Here is a 12,363-nt window from a genome sequence, read left to right on the forward strand (position 1 = left end):
TTACGCCAGCTTCTCCTTGAGGAAAGCGATCGTCCGTCCCCAGGCGAGATCGGCTGCGCGCGCGGCCGAGGTGTCGTTGTTGAAGGCATGGTTGACGCCGTCATAGACATAGACGGTGTATTCGACATGGGCGGCGTCGAGCGCCTTCTTGTAGGCATCGATGCCGGCGTCGATGCGCTCGTCCAGCCCGGCATAGTGCAGCAACAGCGCCGCCTTGATCTTCGCCACATCCTCGGCCTTCGGCTGCATGCCGTAATAGGCGACGCCGGCGGCGAGATCGGGCGCGTTGACCGCCAGATTGTTGACCGTGCCGCCGCCCCAGCAGAAGCCGACAGCACCGACCTTGCCGTTGCCGTCCTTCTCGCCCTTGAGATAGGCGATGGTCGCCACACCATCGGCGGTGACATGGCTGGCGTCGAGCTTGGTGAACATGTCGCGCGCCTTGTCCTCGTCGGCGGGCGTGCCGCCGAGCGGCGACAGGAAATCCGGGGCCAGCGCCACGAACCCCTCCAGCGCAACGCGCCGCGCCACATCCTTGATATGCGGGTTGAGCCCCCTGTTCTCATGCACCACGATGACGGTGCCGAGCTTGCCGGACTGGTCCGCCGGCCTGACAAGATAGCCCTTCATCTCACCGCTGCTGCCGGAATAGGTGATATCTTCAGCCTTCACGCGCGGATCGTTGTCGGCGACGATTGCCGCCTGCGCCGAATTCGCCGCAAGCAGCGGCGCGATCGCGGCCGCCGCCGCGCCCGATCCGGCAAGCCTGGTCAGCTGTTCCATGAAGCGGCGGCGGTCGAGCGTCAGATGCGTGTATTCGTCATAGGCATCGATCATCGCCTGGGTGATGGCAGGTTTGGCAGGTTTGACGGCTTCGGCGGTGGGTTTCGTCATGGCGTGCTCCTCGTTAGGAGATGATCTCACGGTCACTCCGGGATGACCTCATGGTCACTCCGGGATGACCTCGCGGTCACTCCGGGATGACTCGCGGATCAAGATAGGGTGCAAGCTCGCACGGTCCAGTCTCGGATGGGTGACGCTTGCGCCATCGAACGATGCGGCGGCCCCGCGGAACGCGCCCATCACATTTTGGTCATTTCAGAGAATGTCGATGGTGCCGCCACAATATGGAAGGAAGCTGATGATGGTCTCGCTCGTAGCGGCGAGCCCGACGAGAAGGAACAACGCCATGACCTTGTCTACTCCGATCCTTGCAAGCGCGCTCGTGCTTGCTGTTGCTGCCTTGCTGGCAATGCGCTCCGCTGCTGCCGCAGCCGCCGCTCGGATGGTGAATGTCCGCGTCGACCGGCGTCGGCCGTCACCACGCTGATCCAGCAGGCCGAAACAGGGCCGCAGCTAACCAATGAAGTACTGGGCTCCGTGCCCAGCCTCAAAGGCCATCTCTTACGCAAGCTGACCAAGGCTGCTGCTGCCCCTCATCGCCCTGCCGGGCACTTCTCCCCGTATAGTGACGGGGAGAAGGATGCCGTCATCGATGATTTCGCCAATCGCCAGCGTTGCAGGAAAGGGCGCCAACGCTGAAGCTGCCCCTTCTCCCCGTCACTATACGGGGAGAAGATGCCGGCAGGCAGATGAGGGGCGGCGCGACATTGCCAGAATATCTGCCGGGCCGATCACCTACCTAAGTCGCATCGCTGCTACTTCGGCAGCGTATAGGCCATCACATAGTCGCCCGGCTTGGTGCCCACCGAGCCGTGGCCGCCGGCGACGATGACCACGAACTGGCGGCCGTCGGCGACGGTGTAGGTCATCGGCGTCGACTGCCCACCGGCCGGCAGCCTGGCCTGCCAGAGCTGCTTGCCCGATGTCAGGTCATAGGCGCGCAGATAGTCGTCGACCGCCGCGCCCAGGAAGACGACGCCGCCGGCGGTGATCATCGGCCCGCCAATGCCGGGAACACCGACCTTCAGCGGCAATGGCAACGGCGTCATGTCATAGACGGTGCCGTTGCGGTGCTTGTAGGCGATCTTGCCGGTTCTGAGGTCCGCTCCCGCCACATAGCCCCATGGCGGCGCCTGGCAGGGCACGCCGAGCGGCGACAGGAACGGCCCCATCACCACCGCATAGGGTGCGCCCTCATTGCGGTTCAGCCCCTGCTCGCTGCCGCGCCCCTCATCCGGGGGCGGCACCTGGTCGCGCGGAATGAGCTGCGATTTGAACGCCAGATAGGTCGGCATGCCGAACATCACCTGCCGCACCGGATCGACGGCGACACCGCCCCAGTTGAAGGTGCCGAAATTACCGGGATAGACCAGCGAGCCCTGCACCGATGGCGGGGTATAGCGGCCCTCGTAGCGCAGACCCTGGAATTCGATCCGGCAGGCCAGCTGGTCGAACATGGTGATGCCCCACATGTCGGCGCCGGTCAGCGGCCTCGGATTGAAGGAGAGATCCGAGACCGGCTGCGTCGGCGACGTGTGATCGCCCTCGACAGCGCCGCCCGGCGCCGGCACTTCCTTGATCGGGATGATCGGCTCGCCGCTGCGCCGGTCGAGCACGTAGAGGTCGCCCTGCTTGGTCGGTCCAACCAGGCCCGGAACGACGCCGGCAGCGGTGGTGATGTCGACCAGGGTCGGCTGTGCCGGCACATCCATGTCCCAGAGGTCGTGATGCACGGTCTGCCGCACCCAGCGCACTTGTCCGGTGGCCAGATCGAGCGCGGTGATCGAGGAGGAAAACTTCTCGACATTGGCGCTGCGGGCCATCCCGAGCTGGTCCGGCGTCTGGTTGCCGAGCGGCACATAGAGCAGGCCGAGCTTCTCGTCGGCGCTTGCCGTCGACCACATGTTGGGCGAGTTGTGGGTGTAGGTCTGGCCTGCCGCCAGCGGCGTTGTCTGGTCCGGATTGCCGGAATCCCAGTTCCACACCAGGGCGCCGGTGTCGACGTCGAAGGCCCGGATGACGCCGGACGGCTCTTGCGTCGAATAATTGTCGTTGACCGCGCCGCCGATGATGATCTTGCCGCCGGCAATCAGCGGCGCCGAGGTCGAGTAATAATAGCCCGACTTCGGATACGGCATGTTGGTCAACAGATTGAGCGTGCCGGCCTCTGCGAAGGACGGGCAGACCTGGCCGTTGGCGGCGTCGAGCGCGATCAGCCGCGCATCCGAGGTCGGCAGATAGACGCGCGTCGCGCAAGGCTGGCCGGCGGCGATCTTGGCATCGGCATAATAGGACACGCCGCGGCAGGTCTGGTGCTGGCGGTCCTTGTCGAGCTTGATCTTGGGATCGAAACGCCATTTCTCCTTGCCGGTGGCGGCATCGATGGCGATGGCGAAATTGTGCGGCGTGCAGATATAGAGCGCGTCGCCCACCTTCAGCGGCGTCACCTGATAGGTGGTTTCGCCGACATCGTCCGGCCCTTTCACGTCGCCGGTCTGGTATGTCCAGGCCGGCTGCAATTTGGCGACATTGTCGGGCGTGATCTGGTCGAGCGGCGAATAGCGCTGGCCAAATTGCGTGCGGCCGTAGAAGTGCCATTCACCCGGAGGCACGTTGCCGCCGAGATCGGCAGTCGGCGTCACCTTGTCGGCGCTGAGGTCGCCGGCGATGTCCTTGGGATCGGCCGTCATGGAATAACCGGCGACGGCGAGCGAAGCGAGCACGGCCAGAATGAGCGGCGCTCGCGCGTCGGGGCCGGTCAGGCCCCGCCTTGCCCAAGGCGTCAGCAGCCACAGCGCCAGAAGCACGATGATGCCGCCGCGCGGTCCGAGTTCCCACCAGTCGAAGCCGATTTCCCACACCGCCCAGGCCAGCGTGCCGAGCACGATCGCCGCGTAGAGCCAGAGCGCCGTCGATTTGCGCCGGAAGAGCAGCCATGCGGCGATGAGGAAGGCGAGACCGGTGACGACATAGTACCAGCTGCCGCCCAGCATCGCGAGCCAGACGCCGCCGCCGCCAAGTGCGAGGCCGATGAGGAACAGGATGAGGGAGGTGATGACGACAGCCAAGACGATACTCCTTCGACTGATGCGCTTTGCAGCGCCTCACGGGCAGCCGCCCCTGCCCTGTCGCCAGCTTTCTCCCCCAGGCCGCGTGTGTCAAGCTGGCCCTGCCAGCATAAGGCGAGAGCAAACGCTCGACTTCATTCCGCTCCCACGCTGCAGCACCTCCACGACATTGTCGGGCGTCGGGACGATGAAATTCGCACTGCGCCCCAGAATCTCACTTCCAAACCAGAACAAAACGTAGACACTTCTGGTCTTTCGCTCCCGAATCACTACATTCGGGGGAGATGTCCGGCTTTGCGGAAGACATGCCCTTTTTCGACGAACCCAATGCGCGGCCCGCGGCCCCGTCGGGCATAGCCGCGCGCGCCATGGCGGCCCGCAGCGGACCCAACAGCGCACCCGATTATCTCAACGGCCTCAACCCCGAGCAGCGGCTGGCGGTGGAAACCACCGAAGGCCCGGTCCTGGTGCTGGCCGGCGCCGGCACCGGCAAGACCCGCGTGCTGACCACCCGCATCGCCCATATCCTGGCCACCGGCAGGGCTTTCCCCTCGCAGATCCTGGCAGTGACCTTCACCAACAAGGCCGCGCGCGAGATGAAGCAGCGCATCGGCCATCTCGTCGGCGAAGCCGTCGAGGGCATGCCGTGGCTCGGCACCTTCCACTCCATCGGCGTCAAGCTCTTGCGCCGCCACGCCGAGCTGGCCGGGCTCAAATCCGATTTCACCATCCTCGACACCGACGACGTCGTACGGCTGATCAAGCAGCTGATCCAGGCCGAAGGCCTCGACGACAAGCGCTGGCCGGCCAAGCAGTTCGCGCAGATGGTCGACGGCTGGAAGAACAAGGGCCAAGGCCCCGCCGACATTGCCGAGGGCGACGCCCGCAGCTTCGCCAACGGCAAGGGCCGGGAACTCTACAAGGCCTATCAGGAGCGGCTGAAAACCCTGAACGCCTGCGACTTCGGCGATCTGCTCTGCCACCCTATCCGCATCTTCCGCGCCAATCCGGACGTGCTGAAGGACTACCACAAGCGCTTCAAATACATCCTCGTCGACGAGTACCAGGACACCAACACCGCGCAATACATGTGGCTGCGGCTCCTGGCGCAAAGACCTACCTCCCCCTCGATGGGGGAGGTCGCGCCGCGTAGCGGCGCGGGTGGGGGTGGCAGCGCCGGCGCCAGTCACCCCTCCCCGCCGCTTCGCGGCGACCCTCCCCATCCAGGGGAGGGTAAAGCGCGCTCGGCCGAAGGCCGCAAGCCCGACCAGGCGTCCGAGCCGTTGCGAGGCGACTCCCGCGACGCCGAAGGCGCGCAAAAAAGAGGGGGCGGAGGGCCTGTGCCGGCAGGCGCGGAACGGCCCGTGAGCGAAAACAAAGTCAACATCTGCTGCGTCGGCGACGACGACCAGTCCATCTATGGCTGGCGTGGCGCCGAGGTCGACAACATCCTGCGCTTCGACAAGGATTTCCCGGGCGCCACCATCATCCGGCTGGAACGCAACTACCGCTCGACGGCGCACATCCTCGGCACCGCCTCGCACCTCATCGCCCACAATGAGGGTCGCTTCGGCAAGACGCTGTTCACCGAGAAGGTCGCCGAGGACGACGAGAAGGTGCATGTCCACGCCGCGTGGGATTCCGAAGAGGAAGCGCGCGCCGTCGGCGAAACCATCGAGACCTACCAGCGTGCCAAGCACAAGCTGAACGACATGGCCATCCTGGTCCGCGCGTCCTTCCAGATGCGCGAATTCGAAGATCGCTTCGTCACGCTCGGCCTCAACTACCGCGTCATCGGCGGTCCGCGCTTCTATGAGCGCATGGAAATCCGCGATGCGCTGGCCTTCTTCCGCGTCGTCGCCCAAGGCGCCGACGACCTCGCCTTCGAACGCATCGTCAATGTGCCCAAGCGCGGCCTCGGCGAAGCCACCATCCGGCAGATCCACGACACGTCGCGGAGCTTGCGCATCCCGATGCTGGAGGCAGCCGCCAAGCTTGCGGAAAGCGACGAGCTGAAGCCGAAACCGCGCGCGGCCTTGCGCGAAGTGGCGGCCAATTTCGAACGCTGGCAGAAAGCGCTGGAAACCACGCCGCACACCGAACTCGCCGAGACCATTCTGGAGGAGAGCGGCTACACCGACATGTGGAAGAACGACCGTTCGGTCGAGGCGCCGGGCCGGCTGGAAAACCTGAAAGAGCTGCTCCGCTCCATGGAGGAGTACGAATCGCTGCGCTCCTTCCTCGAACATGTCGCGCTGGTCATGGACGCCGAGCAGAATGCCGAGCTTGACGCCGTCAACATCATGACGCTGCATTCGGCCAAGGGCCTCGAATTCGAGACCGTGTTCCTCCCCGGCTGGGAGGAAGGCCTGTTTCCGCACCAGCGCGCGCTGGACGAAGGCGGCCGCTCCGGCCTGGAGGAAGAGCGCCGTCTCGCCTATGTCGGCCTGACCCGGGCCAAGAAGAACCTGCATCTGTGGTTCGTCTCCAACCGCCGCATCCACGGCCTGTGGCAGTCGACCATCCCGTCGCGCTTTCTGGACGAACTGCCGGAAGCCCATGTCGAGGTCGCCGAAAGCGGCAATTCCTACGGCGGCTACGGCAATTCCTATGGCGGCGGTTCGTTCGCGTCGGGCCGTGGCGGCCAGGGCGCAGGACGGCAGAACCCCTACGGCGCCTCGCGCTTTGACAATGTCGGCGCGGAAAAATCCGGCGCCTTTTCCAACACCTATGCCACGCCCGGCTGGCAGCGCGCGCAGGCCAACCGCACCGAGGCCACCGACCGCAACTGGGGCTCGCGCTCCGGCCATCAGGTCGAGCGCATCGGCTATGGCGAGACCGACAGCGGTTATGGCGCCGGCCGCACCTCGGTCAAAGGCCGCACCATCGACGGCGAACTGGTCGCCAAATCCGTCGCCGACACGCCCTCGCCCTTCAGCGTCGGCGACCGCGTCTTCCACCAGAAATTCGGCAACGGCAACATTTCCAACATTGAAGGCAACAAGCTGACCATCGACTTCGACAAGGCCGGCCAGAAACGCGTGCTCGACGGGTTTGTGGCGGCGGTGTGAGCGCCCGCTTGTCCTGTTGTCCTACAAGCGACCACATTGTTGTAGTCTGGCGGAGCCCTCCCCGCCTCGTCATCCACGGGCGGAGCAAGGAGCGTAGCGACGCAGCGTAGACCCGAGGATCCATCCCGCGTCTTCAACGCGTTGCCACGGTGCGGAATCCTGCACAGCTGCACTCCAAGGTCGCGGAATGGATTCCAGGGTCTACGCGACGGAGCTTCGCTCCTGCTCCGCCCTAGAATGACGAAGCGACGGGCGTCTGCCCAGTCGTCGGGGCATGCGGTCCGCAACATGAGCGTCCCCGTCAATTTAGCCCGCCCCTCACCTGTACCGCGCCTGGTTCCACTTATGCCCCAGCAGCGACAGGATGATGATCAGGCCGTTGAAGAACTGCACGTAGAAGCCGCTCAAGCCCGCCGCCACGACGCCGGTCTGGATGAAGGACACGGTGACCGCGCCGATGGCGCCGCCGGCAACCGTACCGATGCCGCCCCAGGTCGGCGTGCCGCCGACGAACACTGACGCCAGCACCGGCAGCAGATAGCCGTCGCCCGCGGTCGGCCACCAGGTGAAGTTGATCATCACCGAAAACGTGCCGGCGATCGCGGCCCCGATGCCGGTGAAGATGAACACTTTCACCCGCACACGCTTGACGTCGATGCCCATTTGCTGGGCGCTGTCGGGGTTGTCGCCGACGACCCTCACCTGCGCGCCGAAGCGGTGCCGGTTGTAGAGCATTGCCGACAAAATGACGAAGGCGAGTGCCCAGAAGACCTGTACCGGAAAACCCCACACCTGACCGGAGAAGATGGTGTACGCCCAGCTGTCGCTGAGACCGGTCAATGCCGTCGACCTGCCCTCGTTGATGATCTGGATCAGTCCCCGCAGCAGGAAATTCATGCCGAGGGTGGCGATCAGCGACGACAGCCCGCCATAAACGACCAGGGATCCGACGAGAAAGCCGAGCAGCGTGCCGGTGAGAATCGCCGCTGCGATGCCGAGAAACGGATCGTAGCCGGCCTGCACCACCAGCGCGAACACCCAGGAGGCAAAGCCCATGGTTGCGGGAAACGACAGGTCGATCTCGCCGCAGGTGACGACGAAGACCAGCGGCACCACCACGAACAGCGCAACGGGCAGCGTGGTCAGCACGGATCTGTAGAGATACCAGGTGGTGAACACGGTCGGGTTGGCGATCAGGAACGCCGCCATCATGATGATGAACACGGCGAGCGTGCCGAGCGCTGCGCGGTTGTCGATGACGAAACCGCGCAGCCAGTGGTCGGACGGGTGCTTCCACTCAGGCCGGGCTGCCTTGCCGCCGAGAGGACTCTGCAGATCGGGTTCCATGGTCTTGCTCATCGTGCTGCCCTCTCCGCGTCGCCGGCATCGTGCAGGCCCGGCAATCCGCCGGGATGCGCAACTTCTTCCATGAAGTTGATCAGCTCTTCGGCCGACTTGACCTGGCTGCGATCGGCGGTCAGCGCCACCTTGCCGCGGTCAATCACCACGAAGCGGTCGGCGATGTCGAAGACGTGGTGGATGTTGTGGCCGATGAACAGGATCGAACGGCCGCTCGCCCGCACCTGGCGCACGAAATGGAAGACCTTGGCGGTCTCGGTCAGCGACAGCGCCGTCGTCGGCTCGTCGAGGATGATCAGCTCGGCCTGCTTGTAGATGGCGCGCGCGATCGCCACGCCCTGGCGCTCGCCGCCCGAGAGCTGGCCGACGATCGAGTGCGGCGTGAACACCTTCGAGGTGAAGCCGATCTCGCGCATCAGCCGGCTCGCCTCCTCTATCTCTTTATTGACCTTCAGAAAGCCCATGAAGCCGGTGAGTTCGCGGCCCATGAAGATGTTGCGCACAATGGTCTGCTGCACGGCCAGCGCCCGATCCTGGAAGACCGTCTCGATGCCGGCGTCGCGCGAGCGTGCCGCACTCCAGCCGGTCACCGGCTTGCCGCGCACCAGGATCTCGCCGCTGGTCGGCTTGACGACGCCGGACAGGATCTTGATCAGCGTCGATTTGCCGGCGCCATTGTCGCCGATCAGGCCAACCACCTCGCCGCGGTCGACCGAGAGATTGACCCCGCCCAGCGCATAGACCTGGCCATAGGATTTGCTGATGTCGCGCAGTTCGATGATGCGTTCGGCCATGGCGATCCTCGCTCCTGTGGTATCATCCCGGCCTGGTGCCGGCGGTCCTGCCGGCCGGGCTTGGGCCCAGCCGGCAGCTTGGGAGGTCAGCGCAGCGCCTGCTTGGCGAGCTCGGCGACGATCTCGTAATTCTGCGGCGTCACGAAGCCGGCGCCAGTGTCGACATTCATCGGCGCCAGGCCCAGCACCACCTGCTGGCAAAGGCTGAGGATCGGCAGATAACCTTGCAGGAAAGGCTGCTGATCGGCCGTCAGTTGCACCCAGCCGCCCTTGAACGCCTCGACGATCTGCGGGCTGGTGTCGAAGCCGAAATTGAAGATGTCGCCCGGCTTGCGCCCCGCCGCCTGCATGTAGGTGGCGACGTTGCCCAGCATCTGGCCGCCGGGATAGCCGACCGCCTTGACATCGGGATTGTTGAGCAGGGCCGCGGTGATCACCGGGATCGCCAAATTGGGGTCGGACGCCCATTCGCCGCTCGGCGGCGACGACAGCTGGATGACCTCGACGCCGGCTTCCTTGAGTGCTGCCACCGTGCCGCGCTCGCGCGCGCCGCGGGCCTCGTTCTCGAACGGACCGATCATGATTGCCTTGTCGCCGGACTTGAGCTTCCCGAGCTTGAACGCCTCAGTGCCGAGCGCGCGGCCCTGCTGCTCCTGCTGGGCGCCGACATAGCCGCCGCCGAACGCAGCCACCACCGTCGGCACCGGCACGTTCTGGTACATCATCTTGATGCCGTCCTTGTGCGCCTGTTCGGCCAGCGGCATGATCGCGGCGTCGCCGGGATGGCCCATCATGGCAATGCCGTTGGGCTTCACGGCGACGGCCTCGCGCAATTGCTGAACCATCTTCTCGACGTCCCACTGCGAGAAGATGTAGTCGACCTTGGGTCCGAGATCGGACGCCGCCTGCTTGGCGCCATTGTAGACGATGGTGCCGAAAGCGTCGCCCTCGGCGCCGCCGACGAAAAAGCGGATGTGGACATCCTTGCACCACTGGGCGTCGAGCGCCTGCGCCGGCAGAGTGGAGATGGCAGCGCACAGCGCCGTGGCGGCGGCCACGACGGTCGAGCGCAGAAGTGTCGTTCTCATTGCGATGCTCATGCACGTTCCTCCCTTTTGTCCTCGGTGAGCCGAGGGGTTTCGTCGTTCGCCTGTCGGCAGTGCTTGTCGGCAGTGCTTGGCAATCTGTCAGGCCGGCTCCTCCCACCGGCCCTCGGTCACGCCGGGTTCGGCAGGTAGGTCGCTCCTCCCCGGCATTGCTTGAGGTATTCCAGCCCGCGCACCTGGCCTGTGATTTCGAGGTCGCCGCGATAGACCGGGTCGTGCCAGCCCTCGATGTCGATGGCGCCCTTGTAACCGGCCAGCCGCAATTCGCTGATCACCCGCGTCCAGTCGCTGTCGCCAAACCCGGGCGTGCGCATCTGCACGAAGGGCAGCTTGCCGAACACGCCGTGCTCGCGGATCACATCCCAGCGCACCGTCGCGTCCTTGCCGTGGACATGGAAGATGCGCGGCGCCCATTTGCGGATCTGCGGCATCGGGTCGATGAGATAGACCAGCTGATGGCAGGGCTCCCATTCGAGGCCGAGATTGTCGTCGGGCAATTCGTTGAACATCAACTCCCAGGCATCGGGATTGTGGGCGATGTTCCAGTCGCCGGCCGCCCAGTTGCCATCCATCGCGCAATTCTCGAAGGCGATGCGCACGCCCTTGTCTGCGGCGCGCCTGGCCAGCGGACCCCAAACCTCACGGAAGCGCGGCAGGCTGTCTGTCAGCTTCTTGCCACGCAGGCGGCCGGTGAAGCCGCTGACCGTCGAGGCGCCGAACAGATGCGCATTGTCGATGACGGTTTCCCAGGCCGCGAGCACGCCGCGATCGAGCTCGCCGTCCTCCAGCGGATTGCCGAACACGCCGATCGACGACACGGCGACATCGGCATCGCCGATCGCCTCGCGAATCTCACCGGCGAGCCGCGGCAAATCCTTGCCGCCCAGCGTCTGCCAGAAGAAGGGCTGGATGCTCTCGAAGCCGAGAGGCAGAATCTCTTTGATGTAGGCGGCGGGGTCTTCGAGATTGGCCCGCACCATGGTGCCGATCCGGATGTCGAGAAGCGGGTTCGGCATCATGATGCTTCCTGTGTGATTGCGACGCGCCGCCCCGTCTCGGCGCTTTCGATGGCGCCGAAAACCATGGCCAGGCTTTTGATGTTGTCGCTGCCACGGGTTTCCGGCTCGCTGCCGGTCTCGATGGCGTGGATGAAATCCTTGATGATGCCGAGATGACCGCCGATGCGGTCGGCGGGATCGAGCGGCGGCACTGTGATGGGTTGGGTCAGGTCGAACAGGCCGTCGCGGACCGACAACACAACTTCGGCCTTCAGCCCGTCCTCGCCGTCCCAGACCAGGCTGCCGTGCTCGGCGACGATGCGCCACGTGCTCTCCCAGCTGGTGCGGAAGCCCGCCGCGCACCAAGAGCCTGCATAGGTGAACACCTTGCCGCCGCCGAGATCGAAGATAGCGCTGGCCGACGATCCCTGCCGGTACCAGGAATTCGCCGGCTCCCATTCCTGGCAAAAGACGCCGGCGGGATCGCCGCCGACCATGTAGCGGGCGGCGTCGAAAGTATGGATCGCCATGTCGAGCAAGAGCACATGCGCCATCTCCTCGCGGAAGCCGCCGAAATGCGGCGCGACGAAGAAATCGGCATGGATGCTGGTTGGCTTGCCGATGGCGCCGGAGTCGAGAAAGCGCCTGATGCGCCGGACATTGGCGACGTAGCGGCGGTTCTGCACGACCGCATGGATACGCCCCGCGTTACGTGCCGCATCGACGATGGCGCGCGCATTTTCTGGAGTATCGGCCAGCGGCTTTTCCGTCAGCAGATGGCAATGATGGGCAAAGGCGGCAAAGGCGACGTCGCGGCGGGCGGCGGGAACCACGACATCGAACACCGCTTGCGGTTTGGTCTGGTCGAGAACCGCATCCAAGCTGGTGCCGATGACGACGCTATCGAGCCCGTATTCGCGTGCCCTCGCCCGCGCCCGTTCGGCGTCGAGATCGACAAGGCCGACAATGGCGAGCCCGTCGATCTGCCTCGCGGCATCGAGCCAGGCCTTGCTCATCGCACCACAGCCGACGAGGACGGCATTCATCATCCAGCATTCCTCCCG

Annotated in this window: 8 protein-coding genes; 1 reads left to right on the top strand and 7 read right to left on the bottom strand. The window is 65.1% G+C overall.

The window, feature by feature from the left end; translation table 11 throughout:
• Complete coding sequence (locus tag ACYG9Z_RS03910) at window positions 1-894, bottom strand: dienelactone hydrolase family protein (protein ID WP_023753115.1); 894 nt, start codon at window positions 892-894, stop codon at window positions 1-3.
• A gap of 764 nt (window positions 895-1,658) precedes the next feature.
• A complete protein-coding gene (locus ACYG9Z_RS03915; RefSeq protein ID WP_023753113.1) occupies window positions 1,659-3,971 on the bottom strand; it encodes a glucose/quinate/shikimate family membrane-bound PQQ-dependent dehydrogenase in 2,313 nt (770 codons plus the stop codon).
• 284 nt (window positions 3,972-4,255) lie between these two features.
• Between ACYG9Z_RS03915 and ACYG9Z_RS03920 the strand changes: the two genes are divergently transcribed.
• The gene (locus ACYG9Z_RS03920) at window positions 4,256-7,042 is read left to right on the top strand and encodes an ATP-dependent helicase (protein ID WP_460222877.1); all 2,787 of its coding nucleotides are present in this window, start codon (window positions 4,256-4,258) and stop codon (window positions 7,040-7,042) included.
• 318 nt (window positions 7,043-7,360) lie between these two features.
• Here ACYG9Z_RS03920 and ACYG9Z_RS03925 read toward each other — a convergent pair whose 3' ends face one another.
• From ACYG9Z_RS03925 to ACYG9Z_RS03945, 5 genes are all read right to left on the bottom strand, one after another.
• Complete coding sequence (locus ACYG9Z_RS03925) at window positions 7,361-8,401, bottom strand: ABC transporter permease (RefSeq protein WP_023668309.1); 1,041 nt, start codon at window positions 8,399-8,401, stop codon at window positions 7,361-7,363.
• A complete protein-coding gene (locus tag ACYG9Z_RS03930; RefSeq protein ID WP_023696998.1) occupies window positions 8,398-9,195 on the bottom strand; it encodes an ATP-binding cassette domain-containing protein in 798 nt (265 codons plus the stop codon). Before ACYG9Z_RS03930 ends, ACYG9Z_RS03925 begins: the two co-directional genes overlap by 4 nt.
• 86 nt (window positions 9,196-9,281) lie before the next feature.
• Window positions 9,282-10,295: a substrate-binding domain-containing protein gene (locus tag ACYG9Z_RS03935; RefSeq protein WP_023668307.1), complete on the bottom strand. Its 1,014-nt coding sequence runs from the start codon at window positions 10,293-10,295 to the stop codon at window positions 9,282-9,284.
• 116 nt (window positions 10,296-10,411) lie between these two features.
• Window positions 10,412-11,320, bottom strand: coding sequence for a sugar phosphate isomerase/epimerase family protein (locus tag ACYG9Z_RS03940; RefSeq protein WP_023753109.1), 909 nt, complete (start codon window positions 11,318-11,320; stop codon window positions 10,412-10,414).
• Entirely contained in the window at window positions 11,317-12,348 is a 1,032-nt protein-coding gene (locus ACYG9Z_RS03945; RefSeq protein ID WP_023697000.1) for a Gfo/Idh/MocA family protein, read from the bottom strand. Before ACYG9Z_RS03945 ends, ACYG9Z_RS03940 begins: the two co-directional genes overlap by 4 nt.
• Window positions 12,349-12,363: the final 15 nt, after the last annotated feature.

It is taken from the genome of Mesorhizobium sp. RSR380A, from assembly GCF_054719385.1.

Excerpts from the sequence above, each read along its gene's own strand:
- ACYG9Z_RS03910 (WP_023753115.1), bottom strand. The coding sequence starts at position 894 with ATGACGAAACCCACCGCCGAAGCCGTCAAACCTGCCAAACCTGCCATC.
- ACYG9Z_RS03935 (WP_023668307.1), bottom strand. The coding sequence starts at position 10,295 with ATGAGCATCGCAATGAGAACGACACTTCTGCGCTCGACCGTCGTGGCC.
- ACYG9Z_RS03945 (WP_023697000.1), bottom strand. The coding sequence starts at position 12,348 with ATGATGAATGCCGTCCTCGTCGGCTGTGGTGCGATGAGCAAGGCCTGG.
- ACYG9Z_RS03920 (WP_460222877.1), top strand. The coding sequence starts at position 4,256 with ATGTCCGGCTTTGCGGAAGACATGCCCTTTTTCGACGAACCCAATGCG.
- ACYG9Z_RS03940 (WP_023753109.1), bottom strand. The coding sequence starts at position 11,320 with ATGATGCCGAACCCGCTTCTCGACATCCGGATCGGCACCATGGTGCGG.
- ACYG9Z_RS03925 (WP_023668309.1), bottom strand. The coding sequence starts at position 8,401 with ATGAGCAAGACCATGGAACCCGATCTGCAGAGTCCTCTCGGCGGCAAG.
- ACYG9Z_RS03930 (WP_023696998.1), bottom strand. The coding sequence starts at position 9,195 with ATGGCCGAACGCATCATCGAACTGCGCGACATCAGCAAATCCTATGGC.